The following is a 14,773-nucleotide window of genomic DNA, read 5'->3' as shown; positions in this document are numbered from 1 at the left end:
TCGCGGTTCGTTATTTCTCCATCGGCCACAACCACGCCGCGCCGCGCACGCCGCTGGAGTCGCCGTGCACCGCCTTGCGGACCGGCGTCTCAAACTCGCCGCCAAACACCCAGGGTTTTACCAGCTGCGGCACCGTTTTATACAGCCGCTCGACGTTGCTCATCCCGCCGCCAAGCACAATCACATCCGGATCAAGAATATTGACGATGTGGGCGAGCGATTTCGCCAGCCGCGTTTCGTAACGGCTGATAGCCAGCTCCGCCAGCGGATCCTGCTGTTCCGCGAGATGCATAATCTCGTTGCCTTTAAGCTTTTTACCGCTCAGGCGCTGATAGTCGGTGGCGAAACCGGTGCCGGAGATAAAGGTTTCAATACAGCCCTGCTTCCCGCAGTAACACGGCACTTCTTCGCGATGGCGCAGTTCATCTTCGTCCATCCACGGCAGCGGGTTATGGCCCCATTCCCCCGCCGTGCCGTTGCCGCCAATCAGGCTATGGCCGTTGATGGCAATGCCGGCGCCGCAGCCCGTGCCGATAATCACCGCAAAAACAATACCCGCTCCCGCCGCGGCGCCGTCAATGGCCTCGGAAACGGCGAGGCAGTTCGCGTCGTTCGCCAGCCGGACTTCGCGCTGCAGCGCATCCGACAGGTCTTTATCAAACGGCTGGCCGTTAAGCCAGGTGGAATTAGCGTTTTTCACCACGCGGGTGTAAGGCGAAATGGAGCCCGGAATGCCAAGGCCCACGGTGCCGCGCTCGCCCGTAGCCTCTTCGGCAAGACGCACCAGTTCAACGATGGTACCAATGGTTTGCTGATAATCATTTTTGGGAGTGGGCAGACGGTGGCGAAACAGCTGTTTGCCATCGTCCGCAAGCGCAATCACCTCAGTTTTAGTACCGCCTAAATCAATGCCTATACGCACGGAAAATTCCTCATTTGATGAGTGTTATCAACAGAGTAGAAGTACAGCACCGTTTAGGCAATGAAACGTGGCGGCTGATTCGCTATCATGCCCGCTGCGTTTCACTGACCTGACCGGGAAAAAATCATGCTGTGGTTCAAAAATTTAATGGTTTACCGTTTAAGCCGCGACATCACGCTCTCTGCGGATGAAATGGAAAAACAGCTGGCCGCCTTTACATTCAGCCCTTGCGGCAGCCAGGATATGGCAAAAACCGGCTGGGTGCCACCGATGGGCTCGCATAGTGATGCATTAACCCATGCCGATAACGGGCAGATTGTGATTTGCGCCCGCAAAGAAGAAAAAATTCTGCCATCGCCGGTTATCAAGCAGGCGCTGGAAGCGAAGATTGGCAAGCTGGAGGCCGATCAGGGCCGCAAGCTGAAGAAAACCGAGAAAGATTCGCTGAAAGACGAAGTGCTGCACTCTCTGCTGCCGCGTGCCTTCAGCCGTTACAGCCAGACCATGATGTGGATCGATACCGTTAACGGTCTGATTATGGTGGACTGCGCCAGCGCCAAAAAAGCGGAAGATACGCTGGCGTTGCTGCGTAAAAGCCTGGGATCGCTGCCCGTTGTGCCGCTGGCGCTGGAGAACCCGATTGAACTGACGCTCACCGAATGGGTGCGTTCCGGTGATGTCCCGGCGGGCTTTGCGCTGATGGATGAAGCGGAGCTTAAGGCGATGCTTGAAGGCGGCGGCGTTATCCGCTGTAAGCAGCAGGATCTGGTATGCGACGAAATAGCCACCCATATTGAAGCCGGAAAAGTAGTGACGAAACTGGCGCTCGACTGGCAGGAACGCATTCAGTTTATGATTGCCGACGACGGCTCTGTGAAGCGCCTGAAGTTTGCAGACACGCTGCGCGAGCAGAACGACGATATCGATCGTGAAGATTTTGCCCAGCGTTTCGACGCCGACTTCATTTTAATGACCGGCGAACTGGCGGCTCTGATAAAGAGTCTGGTGGAGGCGTTAGGCGGCGAGGCCCAGCGTTAAAAACAAAGCGGCGGGTGGCGCTTACGCTTACCCGCCCTACGAATAGCTGTTATAAGATTATTTATCAGCCAGATAACGGCAAAGGTAAGAGGTTGGCTCAGCAACCTGCAGATGGAACTCGCTGTGGCCCGGCACGTTAAAAACTTCGCCTGCGGTATAAGTTTTCCATTCAGTTTGTTCAGGCAGCAGGACATGTAATGCGCCGCTGACCACGGTCATCTCTTCCGGTTGCGCCGTACCGAAGGTGTACTCCCCTTCCACCATCACCCCGACGCTTGCCCGGCCAGTGCTGCTGCTGGTAAAACCAATGGATTTCACTTTGCCGGAAAAGTACTCATTACTTTGAAGCATGGACTGGCCCTTTTAAAAAATATTCAGAAAAACAATATAGAGGGCAACGCTTGAGCCTGTCACGCAAATTGTTGCCCGGCGTCAGGCGAGCAGTTCCGAAGCGAGGTGCGCAATCAGCACGTTCGATAATAATACCGGCACATCAAGGGCTTTTTGCAGCAGATCGCGATGTTTCTGATGATAGCCCAGGCTGTCCAGCACCAGTACATCCGCACCCGCCGCCAGCAGTTTTCGGCCCGCGTTAAGCAAGCTCTCTTCCGTTTCGTGCACCGGATTAGCCATCTCGTAAAGAGGCGGGTTCTGCAACTGCTGCCATTTTCTATGCTGTGATTTCAGCAGGTCAGGAACAGGCAGAATAATGCCTACCTGGTGGCCATCAACGATGGAAGCCACCAGCGGGGGAATGATGCGCTCCGGCTCCAGCAATATGCTGTTACGGGCGGCAAGGCGGGTGAATCGCTCCGTGCTCATCAGTAAAATTACATCATAATCCTGCTTATCCAGCAGTTCGATGACGCCCTGTAGCGCCAGTTCGACTTTTTGTTTGCCGACGTAAGCGAGCGTTCTGTCCGCCAGCAAGGTGAGCATTTCCTCTTCGCCCTCCTCTGCACCAAATTCCGCAATCGCTTCCTCACGGGACATGTTGCCCAGCAGCGTAACGTGTTTGATTTGATCTGCGGAAATATGATCGATTAACAATGGCAGGATTTCACTGACGGGAACCACACCAATAGTGAGGATGGCTAATGTTGGTTTCATGTTTCGTTCTGCCTCTGTCCTTTATCAGCCTCCGTTTGCTGCGCTGATACTTTTCCCACTCATTGATGCTGGCCGCAGGGTCGCTTAAACATCGATCACAAAGCGTAGCAGCATATCGCGAGCGTATCGTTGGATCCCTTAACAAAACGTCAACAGCGGCAACACATAACATTATCGTAATGTTTTTTTAACCCAAGGGCGTGGTAAAAAGTGTGATGACGTAGCCAGTGCGGGATTTTTAGGGAAAGGCCTGAGGGATTTTTCGGCATCCATGCCTGTGCGGATTAGCTTTTTTCCGGGTCTTCATAACGCCGTTTTGCATCCAGCGCTTCCTGCTCGGACTGATGCTCGCTGATAAGCGTATCCGGGTGGGGATGGTCAGCCCTGAGTTGATACCAGGTCACGGTCTCCGTTTGCGAACCTTTCTCGACTTCAACTATACGCGCAACTCGTGGGTAGGGAGGTCTGCTCGCCATCGCTCTTCCTTCGGTCATGGATGAGCGTTAAGTATAGACAAAGATTAGCTTGCCCGGGCTATTTCCAAAGCTGCAAGCACCGCATCGACAACGGCATCCGGCGCCTGAGCGGCGTCAATCACGTGGTGAGCGGCCTGGCGATACAGCGCTTCACGCGCGGCCAGCACCTCGACAATTTCATCGGTGATGGGTTTGCCGGTTAACGTCGGACGCTGTCCCTCTTGCGGAAAAGCTTCCAGACGGCCCGCCAGAATCTGGGCGGGCGCGCGCAGATAAATCACCACGCCCTGCTCGCGCATAAACTGACGATTGCACTCGGCCAATACCATACCACCGCCGGTAGCAACCACCACGTCCGGCGAAGTCACGCTTTTCAGCGCCTGCGTTTCGCGAGCGCGAAAACCCTCCCATCCTTCCTGCGCCACAATATCCGCTACGCTCATGTTGGTGGTGGTCAGTAGATAGCTATCGGTATCGACAAAGCCGCGGCCCAGAGCCTGCGCTAGCGCTACGCCTACCGTGGTTTTACCGCAGCCGCGCGCGCCGACCAGAAATATGGGTTGAATCATCAGGGGCTATTCCTCAGCTGTAAGCCTGGGTGGTAACAAAGAAGTCCTTTAATAGCGTGCCATCATACCATTCAGCTAGTACACGGAACAGGCGTAAATAAATCGTTACGATAAAACAGCCGCGCTACGGGCCGTTACGCCGTAGCGCGCAACGGCAGGCCTGAAATATGTAAAGGAAATTTACCAGAAAATATGTGCGTCACCTTACTTGAAAGCCCCGGTGAAAAACAACCCCGAAACCCTGGATTCAGTAACACAATTCCGCACGGCTTTACCCCCGCGTCATTTTACATGTCGGGATTCTGGTCCAGACTAAATATTGAGAACCCATGATGACAGAGGTATGAACCATGCAATCTGAAGAGCAACGTCTGATTGACGGGCTTTTTGGCCGCCTGAAACAGGCTGAAGAGAACAGCGCCCCGCGCGACGCCGCCGCTGACCAGCTGATCCAGCAACATCTGGCGCAGCTTCCGGGCGCCGCCTATTACATGGCGCAAACGATACTGATTCAGGAAGCCGCCATGAAACAGCTGAACGGCCGTATTCAGGGACTCGAAGGCCAGGTGGCGCAGCTGCAGCACGCTTCTCGCCAGCAACAAAGCAGCGGCGGATTTCTTGCGGGATTATTCGGTTCTGCTTCTCCGCGCGGCGCAGAGCCCGTTCCCGGCGCCCAACGCTACCAGAACGTGCCGCCGGGCAGCTATAACGCGCCGCAAATGGCGCCTGGCTACGCCGCCCCGAGTGGCGGCACCGGCTTTTTAGCCGGAGCGCTGCAAACGGCCGCAGGCGTAGCAGGAGGCGTGATTATGGCGGATATGCTGACCAGCATGTTCCATCACACGCAGCCTGAAGAGCTGGTGAACATTATCAACGAGCCTGCGCAGCCAGCCGATAACGCACCGGTTAACGCGGTTGATGACTATAACCAGGCGGAGGACAGCCAGTTTCTTAATCAGGATGCGGGCCTGCCGCAGGAAGATACAAATGACTATGGCGATATCGGCAATGACGATTTTGGCAACGACGATGACTCGCTGATTTAAGCTTTTCTGGCCCGCGCCGCCGCCAGCAGCCATTTCTCCAGCTCGTTGGCAAACTGCTGGCGGTCGCGCTGATGTAAACTGTCCGGCCCGCCCGTCTGCACGCCGCTTGCGCGCAGGGTATCCATAAAATCACGCATGGTTAACCGCTCGCGAATGGTGGCCGGCGTATAGCGTTCACCGCGCGGGTTCAGCGCCACGGCGCCCTTTTCGATAACATCTGCGGCCAACGGAATATCAGCGGTAATCACCAGATCGCCGCTTTCACAGCGGCGCACGATTTCGTTATCGGCAACGTCGAATCCCGTCGCCACCTGAAGGCTGCGAATAAAACGCGACGGCGGCGTTTTCAGCCCCTGGTTGGCAACCAGCGTAACCATGATTTGCGCGCGATCCGCAGCGCGGAACAAGACTTCCTTGATAACCTTTGGACACGCGTCGGCGTCCACCCAAATTTGCATTACGACTCCTGTTCTTCTGCTGGAATGATGGCGATCTTGCCGTTCTTTTCCAGAATGGCAAACTTTATCTGATCCATACGTTCCAGCCCCTGGTTCATTCGCGCGGAAGAAAGTATGTCGTCCGTGCTGATCCCCGCCTTACGCATTCGTTTTTCCAGCGGGCAGCCATATTCCACGAGGATCAGCGGCGAACCGTCGATAAACTGTTCGACCTTTGGAAAACGATCTTTGATTTTGCCGAACACGATATCCATGGTGATAAGCGTGATAATGGTGATCGCCGCGCCGGTGAAGGAAAAATCATTGCCCAGCAGCGCCTGTTGCGTTGCCTCACTGATGATAAGCAGCAGGATAAAATCGAAAGAGGTCATTTCCAGCAGCGTGCGTCGCCCGGCGATTTTCAGCACGATCATTAGCAGAATGTACATTCCTATAGCGCGCAGTACGTTATCCATAATTTTCCTTAAGGGAGCACCCACTGGCTTAAGGTCACGGGTGCTGCGCCTTTAAGCCGGATGGTGGAGATAAAATGCCCGGCAGTCTGAGGCTGAACGGTCAGCCAGAGCGCCTGCTCTTTGCCCGCGCTCGCAGGCCAGGTCAGCACCATTTCATGCCGGCTGGTATGGGTAAGAAGGGGCTGTGGCTGCAGGGTCTGAATCTCAAAGTTGTCCATAAAATCCTGCCCCAGCGTCAGTACGGCAGGCTGGCCGGTGGCGAATTTAACGCGCAGGGTAAAGTTCTCATCACTTTTGGCCCGCATTATTCGCTGATGCTCCACGCTCAGCGTTCCCTCCGGGTTGCTCGTTGTGGTCTGGCTTAGCCAGCCGTCTGAAAACACCCCCAGCAATGACAGCAGCACCAGCGCCAGCAGGCAGCGTCGGCCCCATTTTTCAATACTCCACTCTTTAAGCTGCCAGCGCATATCTTCTTCCACCGGATAGGTGCGGCCGGTGTATTCATCAGGTACAGGTTTTGCCATGAACGGGACTCCTTTCACTGTTTTGCTTAAGCGTAGCCGATTCGCCTGAAAGCGCGTTAAGCTATAGCCCGGCAAACATCACAGACAATGGAGTGAGGCAATGGACAAAAAAATTGGTTTTATTGGCTGCGGCAACATGGGGAAAGCGATCCTCGGTGGTCTGATCTCCAGCGGGCTGATTCAGCCAGGCAATATCTGGGTTTACACTCCGTCGCCGGACAAAGTGGAGGCGCTGCGGCAGGAATATGGCATCAATCCTGCGCAAAGCGCCCAGCAAGTCGCGCAGATCGCTGACATCGTCTTTGGGGCGGTAAAGCCCGGCGTGATGCTAAAAGTGCTGGGTGAGATTACCTCCAGCCTCAACAAAGAAACGGTGGTTATCTCTGTTGCCGCAGGCGTTACGCTCGACTCGCTGGCGACGGCGCTGGGCCACGACCGTAAAATCATCCGCGCTATGCCTAACACGCCCGCGCTGGTTAACGCCGGTATGACCTCTGTTACGCCAAACGCGCTGGTCAGCCCGGAAGATATTGCCGATGCGGTCGCTATTTTCCGCAGCTTTGGCCAGGCCGAGGTGGTCAGCGAAGCGATGATCCACCCGGTTGTTGGCGTCAGCGGCTCTTCCCCGGCCTATGTGTTTATGTTTATCGAAGCGATGGCGGATGCCGCAGTGCTGGGCGGGATGCCGCGTAAGCAGGCTTACCAGTTCGCCGCCCAGGCGGTGATGGGCTCCGCGAAGATGGTGCTGGAAACCGGCATGCATCCGGGCGAGCTGAAAGATATGGTCTGTTCACCGGGCGGCACCACCATTGAGGCGGTAAAGGTTCTGGAAGAAAAAGGTTTCCGCGCGGCGGTGATGGAAGCGATGGTGAAGTGTATGGCGAAATCTGAACATTTAGGCAAGTCATAACGCGCTCTCCCTCTCACAGGAGAGGGAGCAAAACGCTACCCGTCAGGCTGCGGCTTCAATCCGCCCGCGCCCGGAATTTTTTGCTTTGTAAAGCGCCAAATCCGCTGCCTTGAGCCACTCGCGATAGCTGGTCATGCGGCGATCGTACTGCGCCACGCCTACGCTTACCCGCAAAACGACCTGCGGCGCGCACGGCAGCCGGAAAGTATCAAGCTGTTCGCAAACGCGAATCATCGCCTGGATAGCGCTTTCCTGCGTCGTGCCGGACATGATCACGCCGAACTCATCCCCGCCGAACCGCCCCACCACATCCGTAATACGCAAAATAAGCTGCAAATGCTCGGTGATCGCGAGGATCGCCTCATCGCCCACGTCGTGCCCAAAGTTATCGTTGATGGCTTTGAAGTGATCGATATCGATCAGCAACAGGGTAGCGCTGCGCTGATAACGCAGGCAGTTGTCATATTCTCCATGCAGCAGATGCTCCCAGTGGCGACGGTTGTACACGCCGGTCATGCCGTCTCGCGTGCTCAGCTGCATCAAACGACGCTTGTGCTCAGAGAGTTTTACTGCCGTCCGGTAGCTGACCAGCCCGTAATGCATGGGATAGAGGATCAGCATCGGCAGACAGATCCAGACCTGCGAAGGCATAGTCTCCAGATTCAACGGGATATGGAGCAGGCCAAGCGTTAAGGTACAGGCGCAGGTAAGCAGCAGCAGGCCATATAAAAACAGCTTTACGCCGCCACAGCCCATGTTGTTCATGCCCATCATGCCCACAATCAGCGCTGAAGGCAGGGCGTTCAGGCCCATTACCGCGATCCACACGCCTCCCATACAGGAGTCGATCATCAGGTTGCGGATTTCAGCGCGGGTGGGATCGGGCGCCCGGTCGGCCAGTTGCCAGGCAAGATGAGGCCAGATAAAGCCATTCGCCACCAGCAGCAGCCACCACCAGCCGGAGAGGGGTTGCATCACGAGTACGGAAGCGACGCAGAAGAAACCTGTGGCAAGGCCGATAACCCTGGGTAAGTATACGCGTCGGGCAAATCGTCGCCCTGAGCGATGCCTGTCTTCATTGAGGTGTGTCGGGCAATCCATAGCTCTCCCGGAAAACCATCTGCTGAAACCCTGTTCATCACTCATGCTGGTCAGAAACTTTCTGAAATATTTGCAGTAATTATAGGAAGGAGAAGCTGGAGGAAAGTATGATTTTTCGGGTGAGCCAGCCGGCCGGCTCACCCGTTAGAACTAACTCGCCTGTTTTTTCAGACAGTTACTCATGAAAGTTTTTCTCGCCTCCCCGGACAGCGTTTGTTTACCCGCCCGGGCGTTACAGGATTTCATTTTTTGCTGTTGTGGCGTAAGGCTCTTCTCGCCGGGAGCAGATTTGCTGTTTTTCAGGCAGTTACTCATATATAGCTTACGTTCGTCTCCTTTCAGAGTTTGCGATGTGGCCTGTTGATTACACGACGTCATGCGCTGTTGCTGGGGCGTCATAGCTCTGTCTGCCGCTGTCGCCGGGCCCGCTACGCCCGCCAGCAACACCATTATTAAGGCAATTTTCATAGCAGCGTCCATCAAAGTATGTGGCGCTTTAAGCCTGGCTTGCACAGACGAAAAAGGCTACCTGCCGCGATAAAAACTCGCGATTGTAGCCTTTCTGACATTATGGCAGTTCCATCGCCGCTTTCATGGTGTAGAACAGGTCGGTTTGATCGGTTAAGCCGACGACGTTCGCCGCATAAGGGCCGTAAGCGGCAATGCGCAACTGCGTACCGGTATGCTCCTGCGAATCCCCTTCCGAGTTGCCGTAGCTTATCGCCATCACCGCACCATCTTTGGTGTTCAGCGCCTGCGTCAGCCCCGGCGCTTTGGTGTCGGGCGCAACGATCTGACTGGCGTGCGCGTGGTCAGCCGTTACGATCACCAGCGTATTGCCCTCCTCGCGGGCAAACTCCAGCGCTTTTTGTACCGCTTCGTCCAGATCGACCGTTTCGCCAATCTGTCCGCAAGGGTTTGCGGCGTGATCCTGTTTATCTATCGAGGCTCCTTCCACCTGCAGGAAGAACCCTTGTTCGTTGCCTTTAAGCAGCCCGATGGCTTTGTCCGTCATCAGGGCAAGAGAAGGTATGCTGGGATCGCGTTTTGGGTTTGGCGTACAGGTTACGGCGGGTCTGTCGATATTGCCGTGATAGCTGGCCTTTGGCCCTTCCCAGCGCACCGGCATGTTGCCCGCCGCAAACATGCCGATCAGCGGTTTCTGCTGATTAGCTTCGGTGACGGCAGCGAGGGCGCTGGCATTATCCACCCATTGATAACCGCGTATTTCCGCCTGTTCGCGCAGCGTTTTTCCGGCCCACTCGCCTGCTTTTGCGGTTTCCGCGAAGGTTTTCGCGCCGCCGCCTAAAGTGATGTCGGGCCGCGCATTAAGGAGTTGCTCGGTAATAGAGCCTTTGCCGCCGTTTTCCAGCGCGTTTGCCGCGCACTGCTCGCTGGTCGCCGTCGGGCCGTAGCATTTACGGGATATGACGTGGGCAATCAACGCCGCAGGCGTTGCATCCTGAATTTCTGCCGTGGAGACATTGCCGGTGGCTTTACCTGCGGCCTTAGCCAGTTCCAGAATGGTGGGATTCGCTTTACCGTTTACATCCACGCCCAGCGCGCCATTGTAGGTTTTTACGCCCGTACTCCATGCCGTTGCCGAGGCGGCAGAGTCCGTAACGTAAGCGGGTAGATGCGTTTTTTTATCCAGCGAATAATGCGTGTACTGCCCGGTGAGCGGCAGCGCATCAATGCCTTTAAAGAAACCGCCCGCGCCTTCAGCATAGTTACGTGCGGCGGTGATTTCAGAATCCCCCATGCCGTCACCAATCAGCAAAATGACGTTTTTGGCCGGCTTATTGATTAACGAAGCACGCAATGCTGTCGTCCGGTCGCTATTAATCCGCCGGGCTCCGCCAGGCTGGGTGATATCGCCCAGAGCTGCGCGATTATCTACAGGCAAAGCTATATTTGCCGCGTCAGCCGCCGTCCCGCTTAGCAACAAAGGGAATAAGCTTATAATAATTGTGCTCTGTTTCACTTTATTTTCTCCGTATAAAAACTACAGACTTAAATAAAAACAGAGCCACCATATAAATATTGCATGACAGAAAAATGACGGCTTAAAGAACTCAGCTACGAGGATGTGTCAGTAATTTTTCTAAATATTGCTGCAACAGTTGCGTGTCATGAGTAGACACTATCTCCTTTGGGCGGGCGTCGTGCAAAGCCGCCTCAATACTGGTGATCAGTGCCTGCTGTTCGCTTTGTTCCATACGGCGAAGCAAAGCGGTTACGACTATTTCCAGCGCTTCAATCTGGGCAACAAACTCTTTTGACTCTTCTTCCTTTTCGGCGAGTTTCATCAGTAACTCAGCAATAAGGTTTTTCATAACGCATGTCCCTGAAGGTTTTGAAAGATGACGGTAGCATTACGTTTAGCGCTTTCCTAGAGGGGAAAGGTACTATTTTTATATACACGAGTTAATACTGTGCGAGACCGCAAAAAATGCAGGGTTAATGCTTGCCTGTAAAGCGAAGATCGCTCTGGTTATTCCATTTTTCCTGGTTCAGGAATAACTAAATTTGCCGCGGCTATTTTCCTGCTGCTCAAAAAGCAGCAACGTTAAAAGGCCGTATTAAATTAATGACGGCCTGAGTTCATTTAACTTTGCAGATTCCGTTGTTTATCTTTTTGTTGCTTGCGGCGCAGGGCAAACCCTAATTGCCAGACGTTAACCAGCACCACCAGCGCGGTAACAATAAATACCCAGCGGAACCCGACTGCGGCTGAAACCCCGGCCCCCATCAGCGGCCCGACGACGTTTCCCAGGTACATAAACGACTGGTTATAACCAAATATCCGCCCGGTCACCTGGTCGCTGGAATATTTCACCAGCAGGGTTTGCACGGCGGGCAGCATGGCCCCATCGGCAAAGCCGAGCAGGAAGCGCAGCACCGCAAGCTGTGCCGGCGAGGTGACCCAGGACATGGCAAAAAACAGCACCACGGAGAAGATAAGCGTCGCCATTAGCACGCGCTCGGTGCCGATTCTGTCGCCAAGCTTGCCCAGCCGGGGCGCTGAAAACAGCGCTGAAATGCCCGGCACGGCGGCGATAAAGCCGCTCATAAACGCGATATTCGAGCTGTCCGGGGAGAGGTGTTTGATAAAAAGAGCCAGGATCGGGCCAATCGATCCGTTGCAAAGCTGGATGACCAGCGTGGTGATAAACAGGCTCAGCATCAGCCAGGGATAAGGCAAGGTAGCGAAAACCGCCTTGCCCGACAGCCGCCCGGTTTTGCTGACGCGCGGGCGTCCTCCTTCTTTTATCAGCAGCAGCGTCACCGTAAAGCTCACCATCAGCAGGGCCGCCGTGACGAAAAATACCATCCGCAATCCAAGGTGGTCGGCCATGTAGCCGCCCAGCAACGGGCCGACGATAACGCCGCTGATTTGCGCGGTAGATAAAGTACTGAGCGCCCAGCCGCTGCGTTCACGGGGAACCTGCGCGGCCACCAGCGCCATAGCGTTAGGAATGTAACCGGAGGTCAGCCCCATAATGGCGCGCAGAATAAAGAGCTGCCAGACGTTGGTGGCGAAAGCCTGCAGCAGAATCGCCGCCGCCATGCCCAGCGAGGCGCGCAGCAGCATCAGCTTGCGCCCTTTGCGATCGGCCAGGCTGCCCCACATCGGCGATACAATGGCGGAAACAAGAAAAGTCACGCTGAACGTCAGCCCGGACCACATCGACAGCGCCTCATGCGAGGTAACGCCCAGCTGCTCCACATAAAGCGGCAGAAAAGGAAGAATTTGGCTGATGGCAAGGCCAGTGAAGAAACAACCGAACCAGACCGAGATAATATTGACCTTCCAGGATTCCATAGGGTGCGCGCTTATTCAAAGGGGTGACAATAAACAGAAGCGAAATTCCGTTAAGGTTATCATACAAATGCAGCTCATCGGCACAGGCCGTAGCCGCGCATGCCCAGATGAAAATGGTTTGCATGGGCCGCGTTGTACTCAGGGCCCAGCGCGTTGCCGAAAAAAGCACAGCCGTTTTCAAAGACCGAATGCAGGTATTCCCTGCCCTTGCCGTCAGCATTCCAGCCTTTTAGCACGGTGATTTGCTGCCCGTTGGCAAAGCCAAAACCGCTGACGTCCAGCGCGTCTGCCGTTGCATGCTCGCTAAGGCGCGCATGCTGGCGATGATAGATATTGCGGCAGGCGTAACTGCCCAGATGGCTTACGCGGATTAATTTACTGCCAAAGGTGGTTAATGCCTGCGGCGCCGCACGCTGCTGAATAAACATCGTGCTGCTTAACGCAAGCGGGCAGCTGGCAAGAAAGCTGCTGCTGAGTTTTATCTCGCCGAAACTCTGTACTCTTACCACATCGGACAGAGGGCATTTTCCCCCGACATCCGCCACGCTGCGAAAACTCAGCTGCTTACGTACTTCCGCCTGTTTCAGCAAGGCCAGACATGCTTCAGGATGATGGGCCATCTGGCGCAGTTTATAGCGCGTGACCAGCGTCGGGGGGTCGTCAATGGATAAGGGCGCAAAAGGATTGTACTGCGCAGGGAGATGCTCATAAATCCAGAGCGCCGCCACCGCCGTTACGGTTAAACCAAGCAAGGTTTTTACTCCTTTCGCCATTGAGCGGCCCTTATTTGTTTACGGAATAATCAGTATAGGAGCTGCCGGGTTTTAAGCGCCACGAAGCACATGAATCCGCGTTATGAGCGTGATATGTTGTCCGCCTGCATAATGATTAAGGATGGGTTCGGGCATGGCAAAACTGCGGGTTGGTATCGTGTTTGGTGGGAAATCGGCAGAGCACGAGGTGTCGCTGCAGTCGGCAAAAAACATCGTCGACGCCATTGATAAATCGAAGTTCGACGTGGTGCTGCTGGGCATTGATAAACAGGGCCAGTGGCATATCAACGACGCCTCCGGCTATCTGCTGCATGCGGACAATCCGGCGCTCATCGCCCTGAACCGTTCTGAGAAAAACGTCGCCCTGGTGCCGGGCCAGACGCAGCAACAGCTGATCGAAGCAAACTCCGCGTCGCAGCTTCCCCAGGTGGACGTCATTTTCCCTATCGTGCACGGCACGCTTGGCGAAGACGGCTCTTTGCAGGGCATGCTGCGCGTGGCAAACCTGCCGTTTGTTGGCTCCGGCGTGCTCGGTTCAGCGGTCAGCATGGATAAAGACGTGACCAAACGTCTGCTGCGCGATGCCGGACTGAACGTCGCGCCGTTTATCACCCTGACCCGCGCCAGCCGCGGCAAAATCAGCTTTGCCGAGGTGGAAAAACAGCTCGGCCTGCCGCTGTTTATTAAACCGGCGAACCAGGGATCTTCCGTTGGCGTGAGCAAAGTAAGCAACGCGCAGCAGTACGACGCCGCCGTCGCGCTCGCCTTCGGGTTCGATCATAAAGTGGTGGTGGAAACGGGCATTAAAGGCCGCGAAATAGAGTGCGCCGTGCTGGGCAATGACGATCCGCAGGCCAGCACCTGCGGCGAAGTGGTGGTGAACAGCGATTTTTACTCTTACGACACCAAATACATTGATGATCAGGGCGCGCAGGTGGTGGTTCCGGCCAGGCTTTCCGCTGAGATCAACGACAAAATCCGCGAGATCGCCGTGCGCGCTTACCAGACGCTTGAGTGCAGCGGCATGGCGCGCGTAGATGTGTTCCTGACCGAAGACGACGAAGTGATTATTAACGAAATCAACACGCTGCCGGGCTTTACCAACATCAGCATGTATCCAAAACTCTGGCAGGCGAGCGGGCTGGATTACCAGACGCTTATCACCCGCCTGATTGAGCTGGCGCTGGAGCGCCACCGGCAGGATAGCGCGCTTAAAAGCTCGATTACCGGCTGAGTTACTCTTTTGCCGCGCCCGGCTCTTCAGGTTCCGGGCGACGGCGAATCACAAGCCCTGCAAGCCAGAAACAGATAACCCACGTCGCCAGCCCCACCGCATAACTTTGCCAGCCTTCGGTTTTAAAGCCCAGCAGGCCAATCACGCCGTTGAGGATGAAAATCATCCCGATCGCCACCGCATAATAGTGCCAGTCGCGACGCATTTTTAAGCTCAGGGTTTTCGCAGTCATGGTGCCATCCATCAGGATAAAAAAAGTTGGCGCATTGTCGCACAGCCTGCGGAAAGAGACCGCACGTTAATAGGCGTCAATCGGCATAATGTTACAAGG

General features: G+C 55.2%; 19 protein-coding genes. 4 read left to right on the top strand and 15 right to left on the bottom strand.

Features of this window, described 5'->3' with window-relative positions:
* Nucleotides 1-10: 10 nt before the first annotated feature.
* Nucleotides 11-922 (bottom strand): fructokinase, encoded by a 912-nt coding sequence (gene mak, locus WLO31_RS04275; protein WP_435929252.1) that lies wholly within the window; start codon nucleotides 920-922, stop codon nucleotides 11-13.
* Between the two features lie 126 nt (nucleotides 923-1,048).
* On the opposite strand from mak, the gene rdgC reads away from it, so the two are divergent.
* A complete protein-coding gene (gene rdgC / locus WLO31_RS04270; RefSeq protein ID WP_435929251.1) occupies nucleotides 1,049-1,960 on the top strand; it encodes a recombination-associated protein RdgC in 912 nt (303 codons plus the stop codon).
* 57 nt (nucleotides 1,961-2,017) lie between these two features.
* Here the strand turns inward: rdgC and ppnP are convergent, their stop codons facing one another.
* The 4 genes from ppnP to aroL all read right to left on the bottom strand — a co-directional run bounded on the left by ppnP (nucleotide 2,018) and on the right by aroL (nucleotide 4,115).
* Nucleotides 2,018-2,311, bottom strand: coding sequence for a pyrimidine/purine nucleoside phosphorylase (gene ppnP, locus WLO31_RS04265; RefSeq protein ID WP_167611957.1), 294 nt, complete (start codon nucleotides 2,309-2,311; stop codon nucleotides 2,018-2,020).
* An 81-nt stretch (nucleotides 2,312-2,392) separates the two neighbouring features.
* Entirely contained in the window at nucleotides 2,393-3,070 is a 678-nt protein-coding gene (locus tag WLO31_RS04260; RefSeq protein WP_435929250.1) for an AroM family protein, read from the bottom strand.
* Between the two features lie 284 nt (nucleotides 3,071-3,354).
* Nucleotides 3,355-3,546: a YaiA family protein gene (locus tag WLO31_RS04255; RefSeq protein WP_435929249.1), complete on the bottom strand. Its 192-nt coding sequence runs from the start codon at nucleotides 3,544-3,546 to the stop codon at nucleotides 3,355-3,357.
* 44 nt (nucleotides 3,547-3,590) lie between these two features.
* A complete protein-coding gene (aroL, locus tag WLO31_RS04250; protein ID WP_435929248.1) occupies nucleotides 3,591-4,115 on the bottom strand; it encodes a shikimate kinase AroL in 525 nt (174 codons plus the stop codon).
* Nucleotides 4,116-4,465: 350 nt separating this feature from the next.
* Here aroL and WLO31_RS04245 point away from each other — a divergent pair, with 350 nt between their 5' ends.
* On the top strand, nucleotides 4,466-5,161 hold the full coding sequence (locus WLO31_RS04245) for a DUF2076 domain-containing protein (RefSeq protein ID WP_435929247.1): 696 nt from the start codon (nucleotides 4,466-4,468) through the stop codon (nucleotides 5,159-5,161).
* Here the strand turns inward: WLO31_RS04245 and WLO31_RS04240 are convergent.
* Genes WLO31_RS04240 through WLO31_RS04230 form a run of 3 tightly spaced genes read right to left on the bottom strand, consistent with a single transcriptional unit; the run spans nucleotide 5,158 to nucleotide 6,598 of the window.
* Nucleotides 5,158-5,619, bottom strand: a complete 462-nt coding sequence (locus WLO31_RS04240; protein WP_435929246.1) for a YaiI/YqxD family protein — start codon at nucleotides 5,617-5,619, stop codon at nucleotides 5,158-5,160. The genes WLO31_RS04245 and WLO31_RS04240 overlap by 4 nt on opposite strands.
* A complete protein-coding gene (locus WLO31_RS04235) occupies nucleotides 5,619-6,074 on the bottom strand; it encodes a DUF421 domain-containing protein (protein ID WP_435929245.1) in 456 nt (151 codons plus the stop codon). The genes WLO31_RS04240 and WLO31_RS04235 overlap by 1 nt, the downstream gene beginning before the upstream one ends.
* 8 nt (nucleotides 6,075-6,082) lie before the next feature.
* A complete protein-coding gene (locus WLO31_RS04230) occupies nucleotides 6,083-6,598 on the bottom strand; it encodes a hypothetical protein (RefSeq protein ID WP_435929244.1) in 516 nt (171 codons plus the stop codon).
* Between the two features lie 100 nt (nucleotides 6,599-6,698).
* On the opposite strand from WLO31_RS04230, the gene proC reads away from it, so the two are divergent.
* Entirely contained in the window at nucleotides 6,699-7,508 is an 810-nt protein-coding gene (gene proC / locus WLO31_RS04225; protein ID WP_435929243.1) for a pyrroline-5-carboxylate reductase, read from the top strand.
* Nucleotides 7,509-7,550: 42 nt separating this feature from the next.
* Here proC and adrA read toward each other — a convergent pair whose 3' ends face one another.
* From adrA to WLO31_RS04195, 6 genes are all read right to left on the bottom strand, one after another.
* Nucleotides 7,551-8,654, bottom strand: coding sequence for a diguanylate cyclase AdrA (gene adrA / locus WLO31_RS04220; RefSeq protein ID WP_435929242.1), 1,104 nt, complete (start codon nucleotides 8,652-8,654; stop codon nucleotides 7,551-7,553).
* 105 nt (nucleotides 8,655-8,759) lie between these two features.
* A complete protein-coding gene (locus tag WLO31_RS04215; RefSeq protein ID WP_435929241.1) occupies nucleotides 8,760-9,077 on the bottom strand; it encodes a PsiF family protein in 318 nt (105 codons plus the stop codon).
* Between the two features lie 100 nt (nucleotides 9,078-9,177).
* A complete protein-coding gene (phoA, locus tag WLO31_RS04210) occupies nucleotides 9,178-10,593 on the bottom strand; it encodes an alkaline phosphatase (protein WP_435929240.1) in 1,416 nt (471 codons plus the stop codon).
* Nucleotides 10,594-10,684: 91 nt separating this feature from the next.
* Nucleotides 10,685-10,945, bottom strand: coding sequence for an anti-adapter protein IraP (gene iraP / locus WLO31_RS04205; protein WP_435929239.1), 261 nt, complete (start codon nucleotides 10,943-10,945; stop codon nucleotides 10,685-10,687).
* 272 nt (nucleotides 10,946-11,217) lie between these two features.
* On the bottom strand, nucleotides 11,218-12,435 hold the full coding sequence (locus WLO31_RS04200; RefSeq protein WP_435929238.1) for a multidrug efflux MFS transporter: 1,218 nt from the start codon (nucleotides 12,433-12,435) through the stop codon (nucleotides 11,218-11,220).
* 74 nt (nucleotides 12,436-12,509) lie between these two features.
* Nucleotides 12,510-13,208 (bottom strand): extensin-like domain-containing protein, encoded by a 699-nt coding sequence (locus tag WLO31_RS04195; RefSeq protein ID WP_435929237.1) that lies wholly within the window; start codon nucleotides 13,206-13,208, stop codon nucleotides 12,510-12,512.
* Nucleotides 13,209-13,341: 133 nt separating this feature from the next.
* Here WLO31_RS04195 and ddlA point away from each other — a divergent pair, with 133 nt between their 5' ends.
* Entirely contained in the window at nucleotides 13,342-14,442 is a 1,101-nt protein-coding gene (ddlA, locus tag WLO31_RS04190) for a D-alanine--D-alanine ligase (protein ID WP_435929236.1), read from the top strand.
* Nucleotide 14,443: 1 nt separating this feature from the next.
* On the opposite strand, the gene WLO31_RS04185 is transcribed toward ddlA, so the two are convergent.
* Nucleotides 14,444-14,674, bottom strand: a complete 231-nt coding sequence (locus tag WLO31_RS04185) for a DUF2754 family protein (protein ID WP_435929235.1) — start codon at nucleotides 14,672-14,674, stop codon at nucleotides 14,444-14,446.
* Between the last annotated feature and the right edge of the window lie 99 nt (nucleotides 14,675-14,773).

The sequence above is a fragment of the Dryocola sharpae genome (assembly GCF_051307055.1).
Lineage (GTDB): Bacteria > Pseudomonadota > Gammaproteobacteria > Enterobacterales > Enterobacteriaceae > Dryocola.
The sequence above is the reverse complement of the archived record's forward strand: the minus strand, read 5'-3'. Positions and strand labels throughout refer to the sequence as shown.

Bases quoted from the DNA above. Each gene is read 5' to 3' on its own strand.
- ddlA (WP_435929236.1), top strand. From the start codon at position 13,342: ATGGCAAAACTGCGGGTTGGTATCGTGTTTGGTGGGAAATCGGCAGAG.
- proC (WP_435929243.1), top strand. From the start codon at position 6,699: ATGGACAAAAAAATTGGTTTTATTGGCTGCGGCAACATGGGGAAAGCG.
- WLO31_RS04230 (WP_435929244.1), bottom strand. From the start codon at position 6,598: ATGGCAAAACCTGTACCTGATGAATACACCGGCCGCACCTATCCGGTG.
- WLO31_RS04200 (WP_435929238.1), bottom strand. From the start codon at position 12,435: ATGGAATCCTGGAAGGTCAATATTATCTCGGTCTGGTTCGGTTGTTTC.
- WLO31_RS04235 (WP_435929245.1), bottom strand. From the start codon at position 6,074: ATGGATAACGTACTGCGCGCTATAGGAATGTACATTCTGCTAATGATC.
- WLO31_RS04215 (WP_435929241.1), bottom strand. From the start codon at position 9,077: ATGAAAATTGCCTTAATAATGGTGTTGCTGGCGGGCGTAGCGGGCCCG.
- WLO31_RS04260 (WP_435929250.1), bottom strand. From the start codon at position 3,070: ATGAAACCAACATTAGCCATCCTCACTATTGGTGTGGTTCCCGTCAGT.
- rdgC (WP_435929251.1), top strand. From the start codon at position 1,049: ATGCTGTGGTTCAAAAATTTAATGGTTTACCGTTTAAGCCGCGACATC.
- adrA (WP_435929242.1), bottom strand. From the start codon at position 8,654: ATGAGTGATGAACAGGGTTTCAGCAGATGGTTTTCCGGGAGAGCTATG.
- WLO31_RS04185 (WP_435929235.1), bottom strand. From the start codon at position 14,674: ATGACTGCGAAAACCCTGAGCTTAAAAATGCGTCGCGACTGGCACTAT.
- WLO31_RS04240 (WP_435929246.1), bottom strand. From the start codon at position 5,619: ATGCAAATTTGGGTGGACGCCGACGCGTGTCCAAAGGTTATCAAGGAA.
- ppnP (WP_167611957.1), bottom strand. From the start codon at position 2,311: ATGCTTCAAAGTAATGAGTACTTTTCCGGCAAAGTGAAATCCATTGGT.
- WLO31_RS04195 (WP_435929237.1), bottom strand. From the start codon at position 13,208: ATGGCGAAAGGAGTAAAAACCTTGCTTGGTTTAACCGTAACGGCGGTG.
- WLO31_RS04245 (WP_435929247.1), top strand. From the start codon at position 4,466: ATGCAATCTGAAGAGCAACGTCTGATTGACGGGCTTTTTGGCCGCCTG.
- WLO31_RS04255 (WP_435929249.1), bottom strand. From the start codon at position 3,546: ATGGCGAGCAGACCTCCCTACCCACGAGTTGCGCGTATAGTTGAAGTC.
- aroL (WP_435929248.1), bottom strand. From the start codon at position 4,115: ATGATTCAACCCATATTTCTGGTCGGCGCGCGCGGCTGCGGTAAAACC.
- iraP (WP_435929239.1), bottom strand. From the start codon at position 10,945: ATGAAAAACCTTATTGCTGAGTTACTGATGAAACTCGCCGAAAAGGAA.